We start from the raw sequence: 23,103 nt of genomic DNA, 5'->3' as shown, positions 1-23,103 counted from the left end.
CCCTTTGGTCGACCAGTCTTCATACTTGGCTCAATATCTGCCGATCCTCATTTTCCTTGGGATCGCTCTGGCACTGTCCATCGCGTTCGTCTTTCTGCCGATGGGGGTGGCCCGCCTGACCGGGGCGCACAACCCCACCGCCGAGAAGCTGAGCGAGTATGAATGCGGCTTCCCCGCCTTCGAGGATCCACGCAGCCAGTTTGACGTGCGCTTCTACCTCGTGGCGATCCTGTTCATCATCTTCGACCTTGAAGCCGCGTTCCTGTTTCCCTGGGCGGTGAGCCTTGGCGCAACGGGCTGGGAAGGCTGGACCACCATGATGATCTTCCTCGCGGAGCTGATTATCGGCTTCATCTATGCCTGGAAGAAGGGCGCGCTGGATTGGGAATGAGCAACATGGCCACCACTTCTTCTCCGCTCGTGCCATCCGCGCAAGGGGCGATCACCGCGCCGGATCAGACATTCTTCGACAGTCTCAATGCCGAAGTCAGCGACAAGGGCTTTCTCGTCACCTCCACCGAGGAACTGTTCCAGTGGGCGCGCACCGGCTCGCTGTGGTGGATGACCTTCGGTCTGGCCTGCTGCGCGGTGGAGATGATCCACGTGAACATGCCGCGCTATGACATGGAGCGGTTTGGCGTTGCCCCGCGCGCGTCCCCGCGCCAGTCGGACGTGATGATCGTGGCGGGAACGCTGTGCAACAAGATGGCGCCTGCCCTGCGCAAGGTCTATGACCAGATGTCGGATCCCAAGTATGTGATCTCGATGGGTTCGTGCGCCAACGGTGGCGGCTATTACCACTACAGCTATTCGGTGGTGCGTGGCTGCGACCGTATCGTGCCGGTTGACATCTATGTTCCCGGTTGCCCGCCGACTGCCGAGGCCCTGCTCTACGGCGTGATGCAACTTCAGCGGAAAATCCGCCGCGTCGGCACGATCGAGCGCTGAGGGAGCAACGGCAATGACGGTTTTTCATTCCGCGCCGCGCTGGTCGTCGAACGAAGGTGTTCGCGATGCGCTGGCAGCAGCCCTTGGTGACATGCTCCTGTCCTCGCACGAGGCCAACGGCGAAATCCTGCTCACGGTCGTTCGCGACCGGATCGAGGATGCGCTGCGCCTTCTGCGCGATACCCACGAATACCAGCAGCTCATGGACATCGTTGGGGTTGACTATCCCCAGCGGCCAGAGCGGTTCGAGGTCTGCTATTGCCTGCTTTCGGTCACGAAGAACCACCGCGTGATCGTGAAGGTTTCGACCGACGAAGCCAGCCCGGTGCCGACCGTGACCACGCTGTGGCCCAATGCCGGATGGTATGAGCGTGAAGTTTACGACATGTTCGGCGTGCTCTTTGCGGGCAATCCCGATCTGCGCCGCATCCTTACGGATTATGGCTTTCAGGGGCATCCCTTCCGCAAGGACTTCCCGCTGACGGGCTATGTCGAACTGCGCTATTCCGAAGAGGACAAGCGCGTTGTCTATGAGCCGGTGCAGCTTGCCCAGGATCTGCGCCAGTTCGACTTCATGAGCCCGTGGGAAGGGGCGGACTACGTGCTGCCCGGCGACGAGAAGGCGGAAGGAGCGAAGGCATGAGCCTTTCGTTGGAACAGTCGCCGACCACCGGCGACGAGGTCATCACCAACTACACGATCAATTTCGGGCCCCAGCACCCGGCGGCACATGGCGTGCTGCGCATGGTGATGGAACTTGACGGCGAGATCATCGAGCGCATCGATCCGCATGTCGGCCTGCTGCATCGCGGCACCGAGAAGCTGATCGAGCACAAGACCTATCTCCAGGCGCTGCCCTACTTCGACCGGCTCGACTACTGCTCGCCGCTGGGCATGGAGCATTCCTATGTGCTCGCGGTCGAGAAGCTGCTGAACATCGAGGTGCCGCTGCGCGCCCAGTATTTGCGCGTTCTGTTCGCCGAACTGACCCGCATCTGCAACCACATGCTCAACCTCGGCAGCCACGTCATGGACGTTGGCGCGATGACGCCGAACCTATGGCTCTTCGAGATTCGCGAAGACTGCCTCAACTTCTTCGAACGGGCATCGGGCGCACGCATGCACTCGGCATGGTTCCGGCCCGGCGGCGTGCATCAGGACGTTCCGCTCAAGCTGCTGACCGACATGGCGGACTGGATCGACGAGCGTCTGTTCCCGCTGTTCGAGGATGCCATGAGCCTCGTCGTCGACAACCGCATCTTCAAGCAGCGCAACGTCGACATTGCCGTCGTTTCGAAGGAAGACGCGCTGCGCTGGGGCTTTTCGGGGCCGATGATCCGTGGTTCGGGCATTCCGTGGGACCTGCGCAAGAGCCAGCCCTACGATGTCTATGACCGCATGGAGTTCGACATTCCCGTCGGCACCAGCGGTGACTGCTATGACCGCTTCATGGTCCGCGTGGAAGAAGTGCGCCAGTCGGCCCGCATCATGCGCCAGTGCATTGCCCAGATGCCCGAAGGCCCGATTGCCAGCACCGATCGCAAGGTGGTGCCCCCCAAGCGCGCCGAGATGAAGCAGTCGATGGAAGCGCTGATCCATCACTTCAAGCTCTATACCGAGGGCTTCCACGTTCCGGCGGGCGAAGTCTATGTGGCGACCGAAAGCCCCAAGGGCGAATTCGGCGTCTATCTGGTCTCTGACGGGTCGAACAAGCCCTATCGCTGCAAGATCCGGCCGACCGCCTTCAGCCACCTTCAGGCGATGGACTTCATGTGCAAGGGCCACATGCTGCCGGATGCCACCGCCATCCTCGGTGCGATCGACGTCGTGTTCGGGGAGTGCGACCGGTGAGCCATCTTGAAACGGCCAAGGCCATGATCGCCGCCTACAACGCGCAGGACGTGGATGCCTACGTATCCTACATGACCGAGGATGCCTGCGAGGCAAACTATCGCGGCGATGTGGTGCGCGCGGGCAAGGAGGGCACGCGCGCGGGGCTTGCCGCGGCATTCGCGCGCTGGCCGCAGAACCGTGCCGAGATCGTCGAGGCTCAGGCCATCGGCAACTTCGTGCTGGTGCGTGAGCATGTGACGCGCGGCCCCGCGACCGATGGTTCGGCGCTGGTCGAGCCGTTCGACGTGATCGCAGTCTATTCTTTCGAGGGCGACAAGTGCTCTCGGGTGGAGTTCATTCGCTAATGGCTGACCGCTACATCGAACCTGACAGCCCCGAACTGCGGGCGCGTTGGGGCAATTTTGCCTGGACGGCCGAGAACGCCGAAAAGGCGAAGCAGATCGTCGCGCGCTATCCCGAAGGGCGCCAGCGCTCGGCGGTGATGCCACTGCTCGATCTGGCGCAGCGCCAGGTTGGTGCGGAACTGAACACGCAAGGCTGGCTGCCGATTCCCGTGATGGAATATGTGGCAAACTATCTCGACATGCCGATCATCCGCGTGGTCGAGGTGGCAACCTTCTACACCATGTACAACATTGCCCCGATCGGCCGTTTCCACGTGCAGGTCTGCGGGACGACGCCGTGCATGCTGCGCGGGTCGGACGATATCATGGCGGCTTGCAAGGCCAAGGGCCTGAAGAAGGGCCACACCACGCCTGACGGAATGTTCACCCTCACCGAGGTCGAGTGCATGGGCAATTGCGCCTCGGCCCCGATGGTGCAGATCAACGACGACAACTACGAAGATCTTACGCCCGCCGACATGGAGCGTATTCTCGACGAACTGGCCGCAGGCAGACAGCCCAAGACCGGAACGCAGCTTCCCGGCCGGCACACGGTCGAACCGGCAGGCGCTCTCAGCACGTTGACCGCCATGGTCAACGAGAACCACGATTACCGGGGGGAGTGGTAAGCCATGGCTCTCGCTGACAAGGATCGCATTTTCACCAATCTTTACGGTTTCCAGCCGTGGAATCTCGCTGCTGCTCGCCAGCGCGGCGACTGGGACAATACCAAGGCCCTGATGGAGCGCGGGCAGGACGCGATCATCGAGGAAATCAAGGCGTCGGGCCTGCGCGGCCGTGGCGGTGCGGGCTTCCCCACCGGCATGAAGTGGTCGTTCATGCCCAAGGAAAGCCCTAAAGATAAGAATGGGGACGGCCGTCCGTCTTTCCTCGTCATCAACGCCGACGAATCCGAACCCGGTTCGTGCAAGGACCGCGAGATCATCCGCCACGATCCGCACAAGTTGATCGAAGGCGCGCTGATCGCCGGCTACGCGATGCGCGCGCGCGCCGCCTATATCTACATTCGCGGCGAATATATCCGCGAAGCCGAAACGCTGTTCGCCGCCGTGCAGGAGGCCTATGACGCCGGTCTGATCGGCAAGAACGCTTCCGGTTCGGGTTACGATTTCGACGTCTTCGTCCATCGCGGCGCGGGTGCCTACATCTGCGGCGAAGAGACCGCGATGATCGAGAGCCTCGAAGGCAAGAAGGGCCAGCCCCGTCTCAAGCCGCCGTTCCCGGCAGGAGCGGGTCTCTATGGCTGCCCGACCACGGTCAACAACGTGGAATCGATCGCGGTTGCGCCCACGATCCTGCGGCGCGGCGCTTCGTGGTTCTCGTCCTTCGGGCGCGAGAACAACAAGGGCACCAAGCTCTTCCAGATCAGCGGCCATGTGAATCGGCCCTGCGTGGTCGAGGAAGAGATGAGCATCCCGTTCAGCGAGCTTATCGAGAAGCACTGCGGTGGCATCCGTGGCGGCAAGGACAACCTGCTCGCCGTGATCCCCGGCGGTTCATCCGTTCCGCTGGTTCCCGCTGCCGAAATCTGGGACGCGCCGATGGATTTCGACGGGCTGCGTGCGCTGGGTTCGGGCCTTGGCACCGCCGCCGTCATCGTCATGGACAAGTCCACCGACATCGTCCGCGCGATCAGCCGCCTTTCCTATTTCTACAAGCACGAAAGCTGCGGCCAGTGCACCCCCTGCCGCGAAGGCACCGGCTGGATGTGGCGCGTGATGGAACGCCTGCGCACCGGCGATGCAGAGGTCGAGGAAATCGACATGCTGTTCAACGTGACCAAGCAGGTCGAAGGCCACACGATCTGTGCGCTGGGAGATGCGGCCGCATGGCCGATCCAGGGCCTGATCCGCCACTTCCGCCCAGAGATCGAACGTCGCATCGCTGAACGCGCGGGCGATGTCCGGGAGGCAGCAGAATAATGCCAAAGGTCAAAGTCGACGGCGTAGAGATCGAAGTCCCCGCAGGCGCTACTGTCTTGCAGGCGTGCGAGCTGGCCGGAAAGGAAATCCCGCGCTTCTGCTATCATGAACGGCTGAGCATTGCCGGCAATTGCCGCATGTGTCTGGTCGAAGTGAAGCCGGGGCCGCCCAAGCCGCAGGCTTCCTGCGCACTGCCCGCGAGTGAAGGGCAGGACATCCGCACGGATTCCGAAATGGTCAAGAAGGCGCGGGAAGGGGTGATGGAGTTCCTCCTCATCAACCACCCGCTCGATTGCCCGATCTGCGATCAGGGCGGCGAGTGCGACCTTCAGGATCAGGCTGTGGCCTATGGCCGCGGCACGTCGCGCTATCACGAAAACAAGCGCGCCGTGACCGAGAAGTATATGGGTCCGCTCATCAAGACGGTGATGACGCGCTGCATCCACTGCACCCGCTGCGTGCGCTTCAGCGAGGAAGTGGCAGGCGTTGACGAGATCGGCGCGCTCTATCGCGGCGAGACCATGCAGATTTCGACCTATCTCGAAAAGGCTGCCGCGCACGAGCTTTCTGCCAATGTGATCGATCTTTGCCCGGTCGGCGCGCTGACCAGCCGCCCCTACGCATTCGAAGCGCGGCCGTGGGAGCTGAAGAAGACGCTGTCGATCGACGTTTCGGACGCGCTCGGATCAAACATCCGGCTCGACAGCCGCGGCCGCGAAGTGCTGCGCATCCTGCCGCGCGTCAACGACGACGTGAACGAGGAATGGCTGTCTGACCGTGGACGCTACATGGTCGACGGGCTGACCCGGCGCCGTCTCGACAAGCCGTGGCTGCGGCGTGATGGCAAGCTGGTTGCGGCCACGTGGGCCGAGGCATTCGAGGCTGTCGCGAAGATCAATCCCGGCTCGGCTGTCGCGGTGATCGCGGGCGACCTGGTCGATTGCGAGACGATGTTTGCGGCAAAGAAGCTGGCGGGAGCGCTGGGTTCGACGCTGCTGGAAGGCCGTCAGACGGGCCTTGCCTACGACACGTCGAACCTTGCTGCGGTGAACTTCAACAGCGGCATTGCCGGGATCGAGGATGCCGACGCAGTGCTGATCGTTGGATCGATGATCCGCGATGAAGCGCCGCTGCTCAATCCCCGGCTGCGCAAGGCGGCGAAGAAGGGCGCGAAGGTCTTCATCATTGGCCCGCAGTGGAATCCAACCTATCCGGCGACCTTCCTTGGCAATGATCTGGCCGTTCTGAATGATCTGCCTGCGGCGGTGAGCGAGGCATTCGCGGCTGCGCAGAAGCCTGCGATCATTCTGGGCGGCGCGGCGCTGGGCAAGGGCGCGCTTGGCGCGGGCCTGGCCTTCGCCGAAAGGTTCAATCTGGTCCGTGAAGGCTGGAACGGGTTTAACGTGATCCATATGGCCGCAAGCCGCATGGGTGGCTTGATGCTGGGATATGCGCAGAAGGGCGGCATTGCCGACCTTGTAGCCGCGAAGCCGAAGATGGTGATTTCATTGGGCGCGGACGAGGTGGACTTCACCAAGTTTGCTGACAGCATGATCGTCCACATTGGCCATCATGGCGACAAGGCTGCGCACGCTGCCGACGTGATCCTTCCTGCCGCTGCGTTCAGCGAGAAGGACGGCACTTATGTCAATACTGAAGGCCGTGTGCAGTATGCCGAGAAGGCCGTGTTCGCTCCGGGCGATGCCCGCGAGGACTGGACGATCCTGCGCGCCATGGCCGATGCGCTGGGCGTCTCGGTCGGCTTCGACAGCTTCGACGAGCTTCGCGCAGCAATGGTTGCCGAGGTTCCGGCGCTGGGCGTTGAAGGTCTGGCCGATTACGGACCGCTTCCTGACGCTCCCGCGGATGCAAAGGCGGAAGGCGTGATCGAAGCCTACCCGATCAAGGATCGCTACCTGACCAACGCCATCGCCCGTTCCAGCCCGACATTGCAGCGCTGTTCGGCGGAACTTCTCCACGGTGAACCTCAAGCGGAGGCCGCGGAATGACCGAGTTCTTCATGGGTCTTGGCCTCTCCTACGAGTGGGCCTGGGGCATTGCCACCATCTGCGGCATTCTGCTGATCGCGTTTCCGCTGATGCTGGGCGTTGCCATGATCATCTATGCAGACCGCAAGATCTGGGCGGCCATGGCGCTGCGCAAGGGCCCGAACGTGGTGGGGCCGATCGGCCTTCTCCAGTCCTTCGCGGATGGTCTCAAGGTTTTCCTACAGGAAACCATCATTCCTTCGGCCGCGAACAAGGGCCTGTTCCTCATCGCGCCGATCATCACCTTTACCGTGGCGCTGATGGCGTGGGCGGTCATCCCGTTCAATTCGGGCGCGGTTCTCGCCGATATCAACGTTGGCCTGCTCTATGTCCTCGCGATTTCCTCGCTCGGTGTTTACGGCGTGGTGATTGCGGGTTGGTCGTCCAACTCGAAGTATCCCTTCTTTTCGGCGATGCGCGCCTCGGCGCAGATGATTTCCTATGAAGTCTCCATCGGCTTCATTCTCGTCACAGTCGTGCTCTGGGCGGGCACGTTCAACCTCAACGATATCGTCAAGGCGCAGCAGGGCCATGGCCTTGGGCTGGTGAACGGCTTCTGGTTCAACCCGCTGCTCTTCCCGATGTGGGTGATGTTCCTGATTTCGGCGCTGGCGGAAACCGCGCGCGCACCGTTCGACCTGACCGAAGCGGAAAGCGAACTGGTGGCAGGCTATCAGACCGAATATTCGTCGATGGCCTTCGCGCTCTACTGGCTTGGCGAATATGCCAACGTGCTGCTGATGTGCACGCTCAACGCCACGCTGTTCTTCGGGGGCTGGCTGCCGCCGCTCGATATTCCGGTGCTCTACATTGTGCCCGGCTTCGTGTGGTTGCTCCTCAAGATTCTGTTCTTCTTCTTCATCTTCAGCTGGGTGAAGGCCACCGTGCCGCGCTACCGCTATGACCAGCTGATGCGTCTGGGCTGGAAGGTCTTCCTGCCCGTCTCGCTGCTGTTCGTCTTCCTCGTCAGCGGCTACCTCATGGCTACCGGACACTTCGCATGACTGTCGGACAGCTCATCAAGAGCTTTACCCTGTGGGAGTTCGTGAAGGCGCACTGGCTGACCTTGAAGTATCTCTTCAGGCCCAAGGCGACGATCAACTACCCGTTCGAGAAGAACCCGCTGTCCCCGCGCTTCCGTGGTGAACATGCGCTGCGCCGTTATCCCAACGGTGAAGAGCGCTGCATTGCATGCAAGCTGTGCGAGGCCGTATGTCCGGCGCAGGCGATCACCATCGAGGCAGAGCCGCGCGAGGACGCCAGCCGCCGCACCACACGCTATGACATCGACATGACCAAGTGCATCTTCTGCGGCTTCTGCCAGGAAGCCTGCCCGGTCGATGCCATCGTCGAGGGGCCGAACTTCGAATACGCGACAGAAACGCGCGAGGAGCTGCTCTACGACAAGGCCAAGCTGCTTGCGAACGGCGACAAGTGGGAGCGGGCGATTGCCGCGAACCTTGAAGCCGATGCGCCGTATCGCTAGGGGGCCGCGCAAATGATTCAGGTATTTGCCTTCTATCTCTTTGCCACGCTCTGCATTTTCAGCGGAGCCGTGACGATCCTCGCGCGCAACCCGGTGCATTCGGTGCTCTGGCTGATCCTCGCGTTCTTCAACGCTGCCGGCCTGATGGTGCTGGTGGGTGCGGAGTTCATCGCGATGCTGCTCGTCATCGTCTATGTCGGCGCAGTCGCGGTGCTGTTCCTGTTCGTGGTCATGATGCTCGACATCGACTTTGCCGAACTGCGCGCCGGGTTCATCAGGAACTTTCCGCTTGGGCTTGCGCTTGCGGTTGTGTTGTTCGTTGAACTGTTCGTCGGCCTCGTCGTGCATGGCAAAGGGGGGGTGGCACTGGGCAAGGCCGATGGCTCTGCTCCGCAGGCTGCGGGCATGTCGAACATCGAGGCGATCGGCGCGCTTCTCTACAGCCGCTACCTGTTCCTGTTCGAAGCTGCGGGCATCGTGCTTCTCGTGGCCATGATTGGCGCAATCGTGCTCACGCATCGCCAGCGCACCGACACGCGCGGCCAGAACATAGCGAAGCAGAATGCACGTCGCCCCGATGAGGCGACGATCAATCTCCAGCCGGAAGTGGGCAAGGGGGTCCAGATCTGATGATCGGCATCGAACACTATCTCGTCGTAAGCTCGATCCTGTTCGTGCTCGGCGTGCTCGGCATCTTCCTCAACCGGAAGAATGTCATCATCATCCTGATGGCGATCGAACTGATCCTGCTTTCGGTCAACCTCAACCTCGTGGCCTTCAGCGCCTTCCTGCACGACCTTGTCGGTCAGGTCTTCGCCATGTTCGTGCTGACCGTGGCGGCGGGCGAAGCGGCTATCGGGCTTGCCATCCTCGTCATCTATTTCCGCGGACGCGGCACGATTGCCGTTGACGATGTCAACCGGATGAAGGGCTGAGCTTATGTCTTCCATCCTGATCATCGTATTTCTGCCGCTTCTGGCAGCGATCATCGCCGGGCTTGGCAACAAGCGCCTTGGTGCTGTGCCTGCAAAGGTCGTGACCACTGGTGCCCTGTTCATCTCGTGCGCGCTGTCGTGGCCGATTTTCCTGTCCTTCATGGGCGGCCATGCCGAGGCCAGCGTCACCCCGGTGTTGCAGTGGGTGAAGTCTGGCTCGCTCGATTTCGACTGGGCGCTGCGGGTCGACACGCTGACCGCGGTCATGCTTGTCGTCATCACGAGCGTCTCCGCGCTCGTCCACCTCTACTCATGGGGATACATGAGCGATGAGCCGGATCAGCCGCGTTTCTTCGCCTATCTCTCGCTGTTCACCTTCGCCATGCTCATGCTGGTGACGGCGGACAATCTCGTCCAGATGTTCTTCGGATGGGAAGGGGTCGGCCTTGCCTCGTATCTGCTGATCGGTTTCTGGTTCAGGAAGCCGTCCGCCAATGCTGCTGCGATGAAGGCCTTCGTGGTCAACCGCGTGGGCGACCTTGGCTTCATGATGGGCATCTTCGGAACGTTCCTGGTGTTCGGCACGGTGTCGATCCCGGCGATCCTTGAAGCCGCGCCCGGCATGGCTGGATCGACCATCGGCTTCCTCGGCGCCCGCTTCGATACGATGACGGTGCTTTGCATTCTCCTGTTCATCGGGGCGATGGGCAAGTCGGCGCAGCTTGGTCTGCACACCTGGCTTCCCGACGCAATGGAAGGCCCGACGCCGGTTTCGGCGCTGATCCACGCGGCTACCATGGTGACGGCCGGGGTTTTCATGGTCTGTCGTCTGTCGCCCATGTTCGAGGTCAGCCCGACGGCGCTCGCCTTCGTGACCTTCATCGGGGCGATGACCTGCATCTTCGCGGCCACAGTCGGCACCACGCAGACCGATATCAAGCGCGTGATCGCCTATTCGACGTGTTCGCAGCTTGGTTACATGTTCTTTGCCGCAGGCGTTTCGGCTTATGGCGCAGCCATGTTCCACCTGTTCACCCACGCCTTCTTCAAGGCGCTGCTGTTCCTTGGCGCCGGCTCGGTGATCCATGCCATGCACCATGAACAGGACATGCGCTATTATGGTGGCCTGCGCAAAAGCATTCCGCTTACCTATTGGGCGATGATGATGGGGACGCTGGCCATTACCGGCGTCGGGATTGTCGATGTGTTCGGTTTTGCGGGCTTCTATTCGAAGGATGCAATCCTTGAGGCGGCTTACGCCAAGGGCACCGAACTTGGGCACTTCGCGTTTTTCATCGGCATTTTTGCCGCGCTGCTGACCAGCTTTTATTCGTGGCGTCTGGTGTTCCTCACCTTCCATGGCAAGCCGCGCTGGGAGCAGTCCGAGCACATCCAGCATGCGGTCCACGATGCACACGGTCACGATGCACACGGTCACGATGGCCATGCGCACGATCATGCCGGTGACGATCACGCCAACGAGCCTCAAGACGGACATGGCGACGGCACCGCGGGCTATCACCCGCACGAAAGCCCGCTCAACATGCTCGTCCCACTGGGCGTTTTGTCGATCGGCGCCGTTCTGGCGGGCTTTGTCTTCCACCACAGTTTCGTCAGCGAAGGCACCGGCCATTTCTGGAAAGGTTCGCTCGTCTTCGCCGAGCACACGATCCACGCGATGCATGAGGTTCCGCTGTGGGTGAAGTGGGCGCCGTTCGGCGTCATGCTCACCGGCCTGTTCATCGCCTGGTATGCCTACATCAGGAACACGAAGTTCCCTGCGGCGTTCGTCGAACAGTTCGGGTTCCTCTACAAGTTTCTGCTCAACAAGTGGTATTTCGACGAACTCTACCACTACGTTTTCGTCGTTCCGGCGATGTGGCTTGGCCGCGTGTTCTGGAAGGTTGTGGATCAGGGCATCATCGACCGTTTCGGCCCCAATGGTGCCGCATCGGTGGTTGCCCTGGGCAGCCGCGCCGCCGCCAAGCTCCAGTCGGGGTATCTCTATAGCTATGCGCTGGTCATGCTCGTCGGCCTTGTCGGCGCGATCAGCTGGGTGATCGCACAATGACGGGTTTTCCGATCCTCTCGCTGATGCTGCTGGTGCCGCTCGTGGCCGCGGTGGCGTGTCTTGTGGTCCCGCGCGAACAGGCCCGCACGGTGGCGCTTGTTGCGACGCTGATCGACTTCGTGCTGGGTGTCATCCTCTGGGCGAATTACGACATTGGCGGCGCGCAGTGGCAGTTCACCGAGAATGCGGCGCTGTTTGCGGGCTTTTCGTGGAAGCTTGGCATTGATGGCATTGCGCTTTTGCTCATCGCGCTCACGGTTTTCCTCATGCCCATCTGCATCGGGGCAAGCTGGGAGTCGATCGACAAGCGGCAGGGGGAATACTACGCGGCGTTTCTCCTGATGGAGACGCTCATGATTGGCGTCTTCGCCGCGCAGGACCTGTTCCTGTTCTACATCATGTTCGAGGCTGGCCTCATTCCGATGTATCTCATCATCGGTATCTGGGGCGGGGCTGATCGCATCTACGCCAGCTACAAGTTCTTCCTCTACACGCTGCTCGGCTCGGTGCTGATGCTGATCGCGATGTTCTGGATGGTGAATGAGGCAGGCACGACCGACATCCCGACGCTGATGTCCTACAACTTCCCGGTGCATGCGCAGACGCTGCTCTGGCTGGCGTTCTTTGCAAGTTTTGCCGTGAAGATGCCGATGTGGCCGGTTCACACGTGGCTACCCGATGCGCACGTTCAGGCACCAACCGGTGGTTCGGTTATCCTTGCGGGCGTGCTTCTGAAGATGGGCGGCTACGGCTTCATCCGCTTCTCGCTGCCCATGTTCCCGGAAGCCTCGGCCCAGTTCGCTCCGCTCGTGTTCTTCCTGTCGATGGCCGCCGTGGTCATCACCTCGCTGATCGCGCTGGTGCAGCACGACATGAAGAAGCTGATCGCCTATTCCTCGGTCGCGCACATGGCGATTGTCACGGTCGGGCTGTTTGCGTTCAACCAGCAGGGCCTTGAAGGGTCGATGCTCATCATGCTGAGCCATGGTCTGGTGGCAGGCGCGCTTTTCCTCAGCGTCGGCGTGATCTACGATCGTCTGCATACACGCGAAATCAGCCGGTATGGCGGCCTTTCCATCAATATGCCCTACTACGCGGTGTTCCTCCTGTTGTTCACGATGGCTTCGATCGGACTTCCGGGCACGAGCGGCTTCGTGGGCGAGTTTCTTTCGCTTATGGGTGTCTACCAGATCTCAAGCTGGGTTGCCCTGATTTGCACCACCGGGATCATTCTGGGCGCTGCCTACATGCTCTATCTCTATCGCCGCATTGCCTATGGCGAGCAGAAGAACGCCGACGCAGCCGCGATGGCCGATCTCGACAAGCGTGAATGGGCGATGATGGTGCCGCTTGCCGCCGTTGTGCTGTGGATGGGGGTCTATCCTGAAAGCTTCATCGCGCCCATGCGCAAGGATATTGCCGCGCTGGATGCACGCCTTGCGCAGGCGAGGCCGAAGGGGGATGCCCAGCCCACCGCAGGCAAGCCGATGGCTGCCCACGCAACCGAACACAATTCTGCGCATCAGGGGGCGCACTGATGGACTTCGCCCGTTCACTCGCGCTTACCGCGCCGGAAATCCTGCTGTCCGTGTCCGGACTGGTCCTGCTGCTCGTGGCGGCGTGGAGCGGCGACAAGGCATCGCGGCTTGTTTCGATCCTGTCAGTTGCAGCGCTTGCTGCCGCCGCGGTTCTGGTGGCGCCCGCGCTCTGGGGGCAGGCAGGCGGGGCAGACGTTGCGGCGTTTGGCGGCCAGCACCGCGCCGATGCCTTTGCCGCATTCGCAAAGCTGCTGATCTATGCCGGGGCGGGCGTGACGCTGATCGTTGCGCAGTCGTTCTTTGACGGGGCCAAGGCCATGCGGGCCGAGTTCCCGCTGCTGGTGCTGTTCGCGTCGCTGGGCATGGGCATGATGGTGGCCGCCGGTGATCTTCTGGCGCTCTACATCGGGCTGGAACTGAGCAGCCTTGCCTCCTACGTCATGGCGTCGTTCCTGCGCACGGACGAGCGTTCGGCCGAATCGGGCCTGAAGTATTTCGTGCTGGGCTCGCTCGCTTCGGGCATACTCCTGTTCGGCATGAGCCTGACCTACGGCTTCACCGGCACAACCAGCTATGCCGGGATCAATGCGGCGCTGGCGGCGGGGCTTTCGACCGGCGCGACCTTCGGCGTGATTTTCATGCTGGCAGGTCTGGCATTCAAGATCAGCGCGGCGCCCTTCCACATGTGGACGCCCGACGTTTACGAAGGCGCGCCGACCCCGGTGACGACCTTCTTTGCCACGTCATCAAAGGTTGCCGCGCTTGGCTTGCTCATGCGCGTCTGTTTCGAGGCATTCGGCAGTCAGCCGCACGCCTGGCAGCAGGTCGTGATCTTCGCGGCGCTGCTTTCGATCGTGATCGGCGCACTGGGCGCTATCGGTCAGAAGAACATCAAGCGCCTTATGGCCTATTCGTCGATCAACAATGTCGGCTTCATGCTCATCGGTCTTGCGGCTGCCACCAAGGCAGGTGCTTCTGCCATGCTTGTCTATCTGGCGATCTACGTGGCGATGTCGGTTGCGGGGTTCGTGGCGGTGCTGCTGCTGCGTGACGAGAACGGCAAACAGGTCGAGGCTATCTCGGACATTGCGGGGCTTTCGAAGACGCGGCCTTGGCTGGCACTGGCGCTCGCGTCGGTGATGTTCAGCCTTGCCGGCATTCCCCCGCTGTTCGGTTTCTGGGGCAAGTTCGTCGTTTTTCAGGCCGCAGTGCAGGCCGACATGATCGCGCTCGCAGCCATCGGTATCGCGGCATCGGTTATCGGAGCCTTCTATTACCTCAAGGTTGTGAAGGTCATGTATTTCGACGAAGCGGCCGACGTGGTGAAGGGCCGGGGGGAAACCTCGCACACCGTTCTCCTTCTCCTGTCGGTGCTTGCCATCTCGCCGCTGGGTTATCTGGGCACCAAGTGTCTGGGCACGCTTGCCGGTTACGCGGCGGCTTCGTTGTTCCCGGTCGGCTGAAGCGTTGATCGAAACCGTAGCCGATATTGCCTCGACCAATGGCGAGCTTCTGGCCCGTCTTGGTCGCGGCGAGCATCCTGTCGAAGGCTACTGGCTGGTGGCGGACCGGCAAAGTGCAGGGCGCGGGCGCGCAGGACGCGCATGGTCTGATGGTCATGGCAACTTCATGGGTTCGACTGTCGTTCATCTGAACGATCGTGATCCGCAGCCGCAAACGCTTGCGCTGGTGGCGGGCGTTGCGGCCCATCAGGCTGTGATCGCCTGTGCGCCGCAGTTGCAGGGCCTGCTGCTCAAATGGCCGAACGATCTCCTGCTGGACGAGGCGAAACTGGGCGGCATCCTGCTTGAGCGCCACGGCTCCAGCGTCGTCATCGGGATCGGAATCAACCTCGTTCAGGCGCCGCAGGTGCCGGATCGCAGAACCACATCGCTTGCCGATCATCATTGCGATGTGCCGCGTGATCGTTTCGCCACAGAACTTGCAGTGCGGCTGCGTGACGCGGTGGACCGCTGGCACTACGGTGAATGGCCCATGCTTCGCCAGCAATGGATTGCACGGGCGGTGCCTGCCGGGTCACTTGTATCGGTGAGGGATCGGGACCAGAGCACGATCACAGGCAGCTTTGCCGGGATAGATGACGATGGCGTGGCGCTTATGCGCTTGGCGGACGGAACCGTCCGTGCGATTCACGCAGGTGACATAGAAATGGTGGGTTCCAATGCTCCTCGCGGTTGATGTCGGCAATACCAACATCGTGTTCGCCCTGTTTGAAGGCCGTGAGATCAGGGCCCGGTGGCGCGTCGCGACCGATCCGCGCCGCACGGCCGATGAATATGCGGTCTGGCTGCTCCAGCTTATGAAACTTCAGGAGGTTGAGCCTTCTGCGGTCGATCAGATCATCATTTCGACGGTTGTTCCGCGCGCGCTGCACAACCTTACCGTCCTTGCCCAGAAGTATTTCCGGCAGGACCCGCTCGTGGCGGGCCAGGCGCCAGTGGAATGGGGCTTCGATGCGGACATCGACGAGCCGCGATCGCTGGGGGCGGACCGGGCGGTCAATGCCATTGCGGCCCATGCCAAATATGCGGGTGATCTGATTGTCGTCGATTTCGGAACGGCGACGACGTTTGACGTGGTCGATTTCAACGGTGCCTACAAGGGCGGGATCATTGCCCCCGGCATCAACCTGTCGCTCGATGCGCTGGTGAATGCCGCGGCAAAGCTGCCGCGCATTGCCATTGAAGCGCCCACGCGCTCACGCAGCGTGATCGGGCGCAATACCGAAGACCAGATGCACATCGGGGTGTTCTGGGGCTATGTCGCGATGATGGAGGGCCTGATCGCACGGATCCGCGCAGAGATCGGGCGGCCGGCCAAGGTCGTGGCCACCGGCGGGCTGGCTGTGCTCTTCGGCGATCACACCGACATATTCGATCATGTTGATACCGACCTCACGCTTGATGGCCTTGCCATCCTTGCGCAGCGGGTGAAGGCGTCGTGAAGCCGGGCAAGGAACTGCTGTTCATCGCCCTTGGCGGATCGGGCGAGATCGGCATGAACGTCAACCTCTACGGGTGCGACGGGAAATGGCTGATGGTCGATCTGGGCATGACCTTTGCCGATCCGTGGTATCCCGGCATCGATCTGGTTTTCGCCGATCTTGAGTTCATCGAGGAACGGCTTGACGATCTGGTCGGCATCGTCCTCACCCATGCGCACGAGGATCATATCGGCGCCGTCCCCTACTTCGCGCAGGATCTGGGCGTGCCGCTCTATGCAACGCCCTTTACCGCCAAGCTGGTTCACGAAAAGCTTGTCGAGGCGGGGATAGAGGACGAGGTCGAGCTGAACGTGATCGACCATCTTGACCGGTTCCAGCTCGGCCCGTTCGGTGTTCGCTACGTGCCGCTAGCGCACTCGATAGCGGAAGGGAACGCGCTGCTGATCGACACGCCGCATGGCAAGGTTTTCCATACCGGTGACTGGAAGCTGGATGACGAGCCGCTCGTCGGCACGCCCACGACCGAGGAGGAACTGACCGCGCTCGGCGATGAAGGGATCCTCGCGCTAGTCTGCGATTCCACCAACGTTTTCAACCCGCGCCCGTCCGGCTCAGAAGGCGAGGTGCGGGCAGGGCTGATGGAGGCCGTGGCGGAACAGAAAGGCCGCCGCGTGGTGGTGACAACTTTCGCGTCCAACGTCGCGCGCCTGCAAACGCTGGGCGAAGTTGCCGAAGCCACGGGAAGGCGCCTCTGCGTTGCCGGGCGCTCGCTTGATCGCATCATCCGGGTGGCGCAGTCGTGCGGCTACCTGCGAAGCCTGCCCGATCTGGTTCATGTCGATGACGCCATGGATGTCCCGCGGGGCGAACTTCTGGTGGTGGCAACCGGCGGGCAGGGAGAGCCGCGCGCCGCATTGGCGCGGATTGCGGCCGATCAGCATCCCGTGCGTCTGGAGGCGGGCGATGCGGTCCTCTTCTCCAGCCGCCAGATTCCCGGCAACGAAATTGCCATCGGGCGTATCCAGAATGCGCTTGTCGCCAAGGGCGTGCGCATTGTGACAGACCGGCAGTCGATGATCCACGTTTCGGGCCATCCGGGGCGTCCGGAACTGGTGGCGCTTTATGACTGGCTCCGGCCGGATATTCTCGTGCCGGTCCATGGGGAAATGCGCCACATGGCAGAGCAGGTCCGGCTCGGCCTTGAAGAGGGGATTCCGAGCGCCATTCTCCAGAAGAACGGCGATCTTATCCGGCTCGCCCCGGATGGCCCGAAAAAGGTTTCCGAAGAGCGCGCGGGCCGTCTGGTGCTGGACGGTGACATCATCGCGCCCGCCGATGGCGATGGTGTCGTCACGCGGCGCAAGCTGTCGCAGAACGGATTGATTACCGTTGCTCTGGCGGTGCGCCATGATGGCAGGCTGGTTTCCGATGTGGAGGTCGCCGCGCTGGGCATTCCGCTTGATGAAGACATGGAAGCCTTCATGGCCGAAGCCAAGGTGGAAGTGGCCGAGGCGGTGCGCGGCCTCAAAGGGGATCGCAAGAAGGATCGCTCGGCGGTGTCCGAGGCGGTGCGTTTGGCAGCGCGCCGGGCCGGGCAGCGCTGGTCCGGCAAGAAGCCGCTCGTCCAGGTTCTGCTGCGCGAAGGCTGAAGACCGATGAAGATTACGTCGATCATCGCGATCTATGGGCTGTTCTGGGTCATGGCGGCGTTTCTTGTCCTGCCGTTCGGCATCAGGACACCGGACGAGACCGGACATGCCAAGGTGGCAGGACAGGCCGACAGCGCGCCAAGCAACTTCAACCCGCGCCGCATCGTGATCAGGGCGACGGTGGTTTCAGCGGTATTGTTCGCATTCTATTATGCGAACTACATCCATGGCTGGATAACGGTGGCCGATCTCGATATCACCACCTACATGGCGCACAACTGAGCTTCGGTTCAGACGGCCTCAAGCGCATAGCCGGCCGAACGGACCGTGCGCACAGGGTCGGCTGCGCCGGGGATGGCGATGGCCTGACGCAGGCGGCGGATATGCACGTCAACCGTGCGTAGTTCGATGTCGCTGCCGCTGCCCCAGACCGCGTCGAGCAACTGCCCGCGCGAGAACACGCGGCCGGGATGCTCCATGAAATGCTTGAGCAGGCGAAACTCGGTCGGGCCGACTTTCATTGCGCTGCCTCGCCGTGTCACGCGGTGGGCCGTGGGATCAAGCGAAAGGTCACCGACATTGATCGTTTCGCCCGCAAGCGCGGGACGGACGCGGCGCAGCACAGCCCCGACGCGCGCAATGAGTTCGCGCGGAGAAAACGGCTTGGTCACGTAATCATCGGCACCGGTTTCCAGCCCGCGGATGCGGTCATCCTCGTCGGAACGGGCCGTCAGCATGATGATGGGAACATGCGCCGTTTCCTTGTTGCGGCGCAGGCGGCGGCAAACCTCGATGCCGCTGGTGCCGCCGATCATCCAGTCAAGCAGGACAAGATCGGGCGCATCTTCGGCGGCCAGGAGCAGGGCTTCATCGCCATCGTCCGTGGTGCGGACATCATAGCCTTCGCCGCGAAAGCGGTATTCGACCAGTTCGGCCAGAGCCGTATCGTCTTCAACCAGAAGCAGCTTCGGAGCGGGCACGCAAACCTCCTTGACAGTCAGCTTGCCAAAGCACGTGCAATGTTACCGCAGTATGACCATTGCCGAAAAGAGGCACAGGGCAGCCGTGGTCAGGCAGGCGGAAGCACTTCCTCGCGTTCGGGCAGGTTTGACCCCGTGGCAGCATAATAGACCATTTCCGCGATGTTGGTCGCATGGTCGCCGATGCGTTCGATGTTGCGCGCAACGAACAAAAGCTGCGCGGCGCTGCTGATCGTTGCGGGATTTTCCACCATGAACGAAACGAGATTGCGGAAGATCGAATCGTAGAAGGCATCTACCTTGGCATCGCGCTGAACAATTTCGGCGGCGGTCACAGGGTCGCGTGCGGCAAATGCGGTGAGCACATCATGCACCATGTCGGCCGCCAGTTCGTTCATTGCCGGAAGCAGGGTGAGCGGTTCGAACCGCTTGCGGCCTTCGATTATGCCGACCCGCTTGGCTATGTTCTTGGCATAATCGCCAATCCGTTCGATGACGCCTGCGATCTTCAGTGCGGCAATCACTTCGCGCAGATCGTCTGCCATGGGCGCGCGCAGGGCCAGGACGCGGATGGCCAGCTTGTCGACTTCCGCTTCAAGCTGGTCGATGCGCTTGTCGCGCGCAATGACACCTGCGGCCAGATCGTGGTCGCCGCGGATCAGGGCGTCCATCGCTTCAGAGACGGACAGTTCGGCAAGACCGCCCATTTCCGCCACCAGACCGCGAAGCCGGGTGATGTCCTCGTCGAATGCCTTGACGGTATGTTCGGCCACCATGTTGTCCTTCTCGTCGCCCTAGTGCGGTGCAGCCATCCCGGCCGGATCAGCCATACCGGCCGGTGATGTAGTCCTTGGTGCGCTCTTCACGCGGATTGGTAAATATGTCTGATGTCTTGCCGTATTCTACGATCTTGCCAAGGTGGAAGAAGGCCGTGCGCTGCGAGACGCGGGCGGCCTGCTGCATCGAATGGGTCACGATGACGATGGCATAGCGGGCGCGAAGTTCGTCGATCAGTTCCTCGATGCGCGCGGTGGCAATGGGGTCGAGCGCAGAGCAAGGCTCGTCCATCAGGATCACTTCGGGATCGACCGCAATGGCGCGGGCGATGCACAGACGTTGCTGCTGTCCGCCGGAAAGAGCCGTTCCGCTGTCGGAGAGGCGATCCTTGACTTCGTCCCACAGACCGGCGCGGCGCAGCGACTGTTCGACGATCTCGTCAAGTTCAGCCTTGCTGCCGGTGATGCCGTGAATCTTCGGTCCGTAGGCGATGTTTTCGTAGATCGACTTGGGGAAGGGATTGGGCTTCTGGAACACCATGCCCACCCGCGCGCGCAACTGCACCACGTCCATGCCCGACTTGTAGATGTCCTCGCCGTCGAGCAGGATTTCGCCTTCGACACGCGCGTTGGCGATGGTGTCGTTCATGCGGTTCAGCGTGCGCAGGAAGGTCGACTTGCCGCAGCCCGACGGGCCGATGAAAGCCGTGACATAGCGCTGGGGTATCTCGATCGAGACATCGTCGATCGCACGCTTTTCGCCATAAAAGACCGACACGTTCTTCGCGCTCATCTTCAGGGGCGCGTCGAAATAGGGCTTCTCTGCGGCTTGTGCCTGCGTCGGAATCGCTTCAGCGTTCATTTTACCACCGTTTTTCGAAGCGGTTGCGCAGATAGATCGCAAGACCGTTCATCAGGAGCAGGAAGACGAGCAGCACCACGATTGCCGCGCTGGTGCGTTCGATGAAGCCGCGGTCGATCTCGTCGGACCACAGGAAAATCTGCACCGGCAGGACGCTTGACGGCGCGGTGAAGCCGGACGGCGGGCTGGCGACGAAGGCGCGCATCCCGATCATCAGGAGCGGCGCGGTTTCGCCCAGAGCACGGGCCATGCCGATGATCGTGCCGGTGAGGATGCCGGGCAGGGCCAGCGGCAGCACGTGGTTGAACACGACCTGCACCTTGCTTGCGCCAATGGCCAGCGCGGCATCGCGGATCGATGGCGGCACGGCCTTGATCGCGTTGCGGCCGGAAATGACGATGACCGGCATGGTCATCAGGGCCAGGGTCATCCCGCCGATCAGCGGGGCCGAACGGTAGTGCGGGAAGATGGCAAGGAAGACCGCAAGGCCCAGAAGGCCGAAGATGATCGATGGCACGGCGGCCAGATTGTTGATCGAGATTTCGATGAGATCGGTCCAGCGATTGCGCGGCGCGTATTCCTCAAGATAGAGCGCGGCCAGAACGCCGACCGGGAAGGCAAGGACGAGCGTGACGAACATCGTAAGCATCGATCCCTTGAGCGCGCCCCAGATGCCCACCGACTGCGGACTGGTGGCGTCCGAGCGGCGCAGGAAACCCTTGTCGAAGCGGCGGACAAGTTTGCCCTCGCTTTCCAGCTTGCGCGCCACGGCCTGAAGCTGCGGATCGCCATCGCCGCGCTGGGCCTTGGCAAGCTGGTCGCTGGCCGGCAGGGAAACCGTGATCGTCCGGCCGAGCAATGCCGGATCGGCGATGAGCATGTCGGCAACTTCGCGCCATGCACCATCGGCTATCGCGGTGCCGGCTTCCGGTCCGAAAGCCTGCTGCGCAGCATTGTCGACAACCTTTTCCAGCCCGGCAAGTTCAAGCCCGCCCATGGGATCGGGCTGGGCAAGACGTTCAGCATCGATCTGCATCGCGCCCGCCATCTGGATGGGGAAGGTCACTTCGCTGCGCTGGAACCCGGCAAAACCGGCCGAGGCCATGTTCACGAGCAGCAGCGCAAGCATGAGCGCCGAAAAGGCAACGGCGGAAAACCCCAGCCAGCGGAAGCGCCGGTCAGCCTTGCGGCGCGCGGCCAGTCCGCCTTCCATCATGGCCCGTCGGCGGGCCTGAAGGGCTTCAATGTCGGAACCAGCGGAGGTCATCGGCGCGGTCTCAGTCATAGGCTTCACGGTAACGCTTGACCACACGCAGCGCGATGAAGTTGAGCGTCAGGGTGACAAGGAACAGCACCATGCCCAGCGCGAAGGCAGAGAGCGTGGCAGGATGATCGAAGCTGCCTTCGCCCGTAAGCATGGCGACGATCTGGAAGGTCACGGTCGTCATGCTTTCAAAGGGATTGGCGGAAAGGTTGGCGGCAGCGCCCGCAGCCATGACCACGATCATCGTCTCGCCAATGGCGCGGCTGATCGCCAGCATAACGCCTGCAACGATGCCGGGAAGCGCTGCCGGGACGATGACCTTGCGGATCGTTTCGGCGGTTGTGGCCCCCATCGCCAGGCTGCCGTCGCGCAGTGCCTGCGGCACCGCCGCGATGGAATCGTCCGCCATCGACGAGACGAACGGGATGATCATGATGCCCATGACCAGACCGGCCGCGAGGGCGCTTTCGGTCGATGCGCTGGAAATGCCGACGGCGTGGGCCATGTCGCGCACCAGCGGGGCAACGGTGAGCGCGGCGAAATAGCCATAGACGACCGTGGGAACGCCCGCGAGGATCTCAAGCAGTGGCTTCATCACCTTGCGGACCGTATTGCTGGCATATTGGGTGAGGAAGATGGCGCTCATCAGGCCGAGCGGAATAGCCACGATCATGGCGATGATGGCGCCGATGTAGATCGTGCCCCAGAACAGCGGGATCGCGCCATAATCGCGTCCGTCAGGCGCGCCCATGCTCATCGGGTCCGGGGACCAGTGGGTGCCGAACAGGAAATCGATCGGCGAAACCATTCCGAAGAAGCGCACCGTCTCGAACACGAGGCTGACGATGATGCCCACCGTGGTGAGAATGGCCACCAGCGAGGCCAGCAGAAGGAGCGCCATGACCGACCGCTCGACACGCGTGCGGGCGGTGAAATCGGGCTTGAGACGCGTGTAGGCGAAGGCGCCGCCAGCAAAGGCGATGAGCACCGCCACCGCAAAACCGATCGTGCGGTAGAAGCCGAGGGCCGAGCGATAAGGTTCGACCAGCGCCTGCGCCTGTTCATTGAACACGCCGAAAGCGCTGCCTTCCGCCACCGCGCGCGCTTCGGCAAGCATGGTTTCCCGCTCGAAGCCGAAAGTGGGAAGAGCCGCCGCCGCCGGGTCGGCAAGAACCTGCGCAGTGACAAGCGCGGGGCTGATGGCATTCCACAGCACCACGAAGATGACCGTGGGCACGCCGACCCACAGGGCCACATACCACCCGTGGAAGTTCGGCAGGGAATGGAGACGAACACCCGGAGCCTCGCGCCGGAAAGCCCATGCGCGGGACCGTGCCGCCAGCCAGCCGAAAAGGCTCAGCCCTAGGGCGAGCAAAAGCAGTATGGCTGGCGACATGACTT

Annotated in this window: 23 protein-coding genes and 1 pseudogene; 19 read left to right on the top strand and 5 right to left on the bottom strand. The window is 62.1% G+C overall.

Annotation, left to right across the window (positions count from 1 at the left end; all coding sequences use genetic code 11):
* Nucleotides 1-4: 4 nt before the first annotated feature.
* From DKM43_RS07930 to DKM43_RS07840, 19 genes and pseudogenes are all read left to right on the top strand, one after another.
* Nucleotides 5-391: an NADH-quinone oxidoreductase subunit A gene (locus DKM43_RS07930; RefSeq protein WP_109797870.1), complete on the top strand. Its 387-nt coding sequence runs from the start codon at nucleotides 5-7 to the stop codon at nucleotides 389-391.
* A complete protein-coding gene (locus DKM43_RS07925; protein WP_109797869.1) occupies nucleotides 388-948 on the top strand; it encodes a NuoB/complex I 20 kDa subunit family protein in 561 nt (186 codons plus the stop codon). Before DKM43_RS07930 ends, DKM43_RS07925 begins: the two co-directional genes overlap by 4 nt.
* 13 nt (nucleotides 949-961) lie before the next feature.
* Nucleotides 962-1,576 (top strand): annotated as a pseudogene (locus DKM43_RS07920) (NADH-quinone oxidoreductase subunit C); the annotation flags it as partial.
* An 11-nt stretch (nucleotides 1,577-1,587) separates the two neighbouring features.
* Nucleotides 1,588-2,799, top strand: coding sequence for an NADH-quinone oxidoreductase subunit D (locus DKM43_RS07915; protein WP_109797867.1), 1,212 nt, complete (start codon nucleotides 1,588-1,590; stop codon nucleotides 2,797-2,799).
* Nucleotides 2,796-3,146 (top strand): nuclear transport factor 2 family protein, encoded by a 351-nt coding sequence (locus tag DKM43_RS07910; protein ID WP_109797866.1) that lies wholly within the window; start codon nucleotides 2,796-2,798, stop codon nucleotides 3,144-3,146. Before DKM43_RS07915 ends, DKM43_RS07910 begins: the two co-directional genes overlap by 4 nt.
* A complete protein-coding gene (locus tag DKM43_RS07905; protein WP_109797865.1) occupies nucleotides 3,146-3,814 on the top strand; it encodes a complex I 24 kDa subunit family protein in 669 nt (222 codons plus the stop codon). Before DKM43_RS07910 ends, DKM43_RS07905 begins: the two co-directional genes overlap by 1 nt.
* 3 nt (nucleotides 3,815-3,817) lie before the next feature.
* A complete protein-coding gene (gene nuoF, locus DKM43_RS07900) occupies nucleotides 3,818-5,128 on the top strand; it encodes an NADH-quinone oxidoreductase subunit NuoF (protein WP_109797864.1) in 1,311 nt (436 codons plus the stop codon).
* Nucleotides 5,128-7,137 carry an NADH-quinone oxidoreductase subunit NuoG gene (gene nuoG / locus DKM43_RS07895; protein ID WP_109797863.1) on the top strand — a complete coding sequence of 670 codons (2,010 nt, stop codon included), beginning with the start codon at nucleotides 5,128-5,130 and terminating at the stop codon, nucleotides 7,135-7,137. Before nuoF ends, nuoG begins: the two co-directional genes overlap by 1 nt.
* Nucleotides 7,134-8,180: an NADH-quinone oxidoreductase subunit NuoH gene (gene nuoH / locus DKM43_RS07890; RefSeq protein ID WP_109797862.1), complete on the top strand. Its 1,047-nt coding sequence runs from the start codon at nucleotides 7,134-7,136 to the stop codon at nucleotides 8,178-8,180. The genes nuoG and nuoH overlap by 4 nt, the downstream gene beginning before the upstream one ends.
* The gene (nuoI, locus tag DKM43_RS07885) at nucleotides 8,177-8,662 is read left to right on the top strand and encodes an NADH-quinone oxidoreductase subunit NuoI (RefSeq protein WP_109797861.1); all 486 of its coding nucleotides are present in this window, start codon (nucleotides 8,177-8,179) and stop codon (nucleotides 8,660-8,662) included. The genes nuoH and nuoI overlap by 4 nt, the downstream gene beginning before the upstream one ends.
* 12 nt (nucleotides 8,663-8,674) lie before the next feature.
* Nucleotides 8,675-9,292 carry an NADH-quinone oxidoreductase subunit J gene (locus tag DKM43_RS07880; protein WP_109797860.1) on the top strand — a complete coding sequence of 206 codons (618 nt, stop codon included), beginning with the start codon at nucleotides 8,675-8,677 and terminating at the stop codon, nucleotides 9,290-9,292.
* Nucleotides 9,292-9,597 (top strand): NADH-quinone oxidoreductase subunit NuoK, encoded by a 306-nt coding sequence (gene nuoK / locus DKM43_RS07875; protein WP_011445933.1) that lies wholly within the window; start codon nucleotides 9,292-9,294, stop codon nucleotides 9,595-9,597. The genes DKM43_RS07880 and nuoK overlap by 1 nt, the downstream gene beginning before the upstream one ends.
* A 4-nt stretch (nucleotides 9,598-9,601) precedes the next feature.
* Nucleotides 9,602-11,668, top strand: a complete 2,067-nt coding sequence (gene nuoL / locus DKM43_RS07870; protein WP_109797859.1) for an NADH-quinone oxidoreductase subunit L — start codon at nucleotides 9,602-9,604, stop codon at nucleotides 11,666-11,668.
* Nucleotides 11,665-13,206 carry an NADH-quinone oxidoreductase subunit M gene (locus DKM43_RS07865; protein WP_109797858.1) on the top strand — a complete coding sequence of 514 codons (1,542 nt, stop codon included), beginning with the start codon at nucleotides 11,665-11,667 and terminating at the stop codon, nucleotides 13,204-13,206. Before nuoL ends, DKM43_RS07865 begins: the two co-directional genes overlap by 4 nt.
* The gene (gene nuoN, locus DKM43_RS07860) at nucleotides 13,206-14,669 is read left to right on the top strand and encodes an NADH-quinone oxidoreductase subunit NuoN (RefSeq protein WP_109797857.1); all 1,464 of its coding nucleotides are present in this window, start codon (nucleotides 13,206-13,208) and stop codon (nucleotides 14,667-14,669) included. The genes DKM43_RS07865 and nuoN overlap by 1 nt, the downstream gene beginning before the upstream one ends.
* Before the next feature lie 4 nt (nucleotides 14,670-14,673).
* Nucleotides 14,674-15,405: a biotin--[acetyl-CoA-carboxylase] ligase gene (locus DKM43_RS07855; protein WP_109797856.1), complete on the top strand. Its 732-nt coding sequence runs from the start codon at nucleotides 14,674-14,676 to the stop codon at nucleotides 15,403-15,405.
* Nucleotides 15,389-16,171 (top strand): type III pantothenate kinase, encoded by a 783-nt coding sequence (locus DKM43_RS07850; RefSeq protein WP_109797855.1) that lies wholly within the window; start codon nucleotides 15,389-15,391, stop codon nucleotides 16,169-16,171. The genes DKM43_RS07855 and DKM43_RS07850 overlap by 17 nt, the downstream gene beginning before the upstream one ends.
* Nucleotides 16,168-17,820, top strand: coding sequence for a ribonuclease J (locus DKM43_RS07845; RefSeq protein ID WP_109797854.1), 1,653 nt, complete (start codon nucleotides 16,168-16,170; stop codon nucleotides 17,818-17,820). Before DKM43_RS07850 ends, DKM43_RS07845 begins: the two co-directional genes overlap by 4 nt.
* 6 nt (nucleotides 17,821-17,826) lie before the next feature.
* The gene (locus DKM43_RS07840) at nucleotides 17,827-18,102 is read left to right on the top strand and encodes a DUF1467 family protein (protein ID WP_109797853.1); all 276 of its coding nucleotides are present in this window, start codon (nucleotides 17,827-17,829) and stop codon (nucleotides 18,100-18,102) included.
* An 8-nt stretch (nucleotides 18,103-18,110) separates the two neighbouring features.
* Here DKM43_RS07840 and phoB read toward each other — a convergent pair whose 3' ends face one another.
* From phoB to pstC, 5 genes are all read right to left on the bottom strand, one after another.
* Nucleotides 18,111-18,800, bottom strand: coding sequence for a phosphate regulon transcriptional regulator PhoB (phoB, locus tag DKM43_RS07835; protein WP_109797852.1), 690 nt, complete (start codon nucleotides 18,798-18,800; stop codon nucleotides 18,111-18,113).
* 89 nt (nucleotides 18,801-18,889) lie between these two features.
* Nucleotides 18,890-19,576, bottom strand: coding sequence for a phosphate signaling complex protein PhoU (phoU, locus tag DKM43_RS07830; RefSeq protein ID WP_109797851.1), 687 nt, complete (start codon nucleotides 19,574-19,576; stop codon nucleotides 18,890-18,892).
* A gap of 46 nt (nucleotides 19,577-19,622) precedes the next feature.
* A complete protein-coding gene (pstB, locus tag DKM43_RS07825; RefSeq protein WP_109797850.1) occupies nucleotides 19,623-20,438 on the bottom strand; it encodes a phosphate ABC transporter ATP-binding protein PstB in 816 nt (271 codons plus the stop codon).
* Between the two features lies 1 nt (nucleotide 20,439).
* Nucleotides 20,440-21,723, bottom strand: coding sequence for a phosphate ABC transporter permease PstA (gene pstA / locus DKM43_RS07820; RefSeq protein WP_407938484.1), 1,284 nt, complete (start codon nucleotides 21,721-21,723; stop codon nucleotides 20,440-20,442).
* Nucleotides 21,716-23,098, bottom strand: a complete 1,383-nt coding sequence (gene pstC / locus DKM43_RS07815) for a phosphate ABC transporter permease subunit PstC (protein ID WP_109797849.1) — start codon at nucleotides 23,096-23,098, stop codon at nucleotides 21,716-21,718. Before pstC ends, pstA begins: the two co-directional genes overlap by 8 nt.
* Nucleotides 23,099-23,103 lie beyond the last annotated feature (5 nt).

Origin of the sequence: Novosphingobium meiothermophilum, from assembly GCF_003171715.1 — a bacterium.
Lineage (GTDB): Bacteria > Pseudomonadota > Alphaproteobacteria > Sphingomonadales > Sphingomonadaceae > Novosphingobium > Novosphingobium meiothermophilum.
The sequence above is the reverse complement of the archived record's forward strand: the minus strand, read 5'-3'. Positions and strand labels throughout refer to the sequence as shown.

Coding starts and splice junctions, on each gene's coding strand:
- DKM43_RS07905 (WP_109797865.1), top strand. CDS start 3,146: ATGGCTGACCGCTACATCGAACCTGACAGCCCCGAACTGCGGGCGCGT.
- DKM43_RS07915 (WP_109797867.1), top strand. CDS start 1,588: ATGAGCCTTTCGTTGGAACAGTCGCCGACCACCGGCGACGAGGTCATC.
- nuoN (WP_109797857.1), top strand. CDS start 13,206: ATGGACTTCGCCCGTTCACTCGCGCTTACCGCGCCGGAAATCCTGCTG.
- nuoG (WP_109797863.1), top strand. CDS start 5,128: ATGCCAAAGGTCAAAGTCGACGGCGTAGAGATCGAAGTCCCCGCAGGC.
- DKM43_RS07925 (WP_109797869.1), top strand. CDS start 388: ATGAGCAACATGGCCACCACTTCTTCTCCGCTCGTGCCATCCGCGCAA.
- DKM43_RS07850 (WP_109797855.1), top strand. CDS start 15,389: ATGCTCCTCGCGGTTGATGTCGGCAATACCAACATCGTGTTCGCCCTG.
- phoU (WP_109797851.1), bottom strand. CDS start 19,576: ATGGTGGCCGAACATACCGTCAAGGCATTCGACGAGGACATCACCCGG.
- DKM43_RS07840 (WP_109797853.1), top strand. CDS start 17,827: ATGAAGATTACGTCGATCATCGCGATCTATGGGCTGTTCTGGGTCATG.
- DKM43_RS07880 (WP_109797860.1), top strand. CDS start 8,675: ATGATTCAGGTATTTGCCTTCTATCTCTTTGCCACGCTCTGCATTTTC.
- pstC (WP_109797849.1), bottom strand. CDS start 23,098: ATGTCGCCAGCCATACTGCTTTTGCTCGCCCTAGGGCTGAGCCTTTTC.
- pstB (WP_109797850.1), bottom strand. CDS start 20,438: ATGAACGCTGAAGCGATTCCGACGCAGGCACAAGCCGCAGAGAAGCCC.
- nuoH (WP_109797862.1), top strand. CDS start 7,134: ATGACCGAGTTCTTCATGGGTCTTGGCCTCTCCTACGAGTGGGCCTGG.
- nuoI (WP_109797861.1), top strand. CDS start 8,177: ATGACTGTCGGACAGCTCATCAAGAGCTTTACCCTGTGGGAGTTCGTG.
- nuoK (WP_011445933.1), top strand. CDS start 9,292: ATGATCGGCATCGAACACTATCTCGTCGTAAGCTCGATCCTGTTCGTG.
- nuoF (WP_109797864.1), top strand. CDS start 3,818: ATGGCTCTCGCTGACAAGGATCGCATTTTCACCAATCTTTACGGTTTC.
- DKM43_RS07865 (WP_109797858.1), top strand. CDS start 11,665: ATGACGGGTTTTCCGATCCTCTCGCTGATGCTGCTGGTGCCGCTCGTG.
- nuoL (WP_109797859.1), top strand. CDS start 9,602: ATGTCTTCCATCCTGATCATCGTATTTCTGCCGCTTCTGGCAGCGATC.
- pstA (WP_407938484.1), bottom strand. CDS start 21,723: ATGACTGAGACCGCGCCGATGACCTCCGCTGGTTCCGACATTGAAGCC.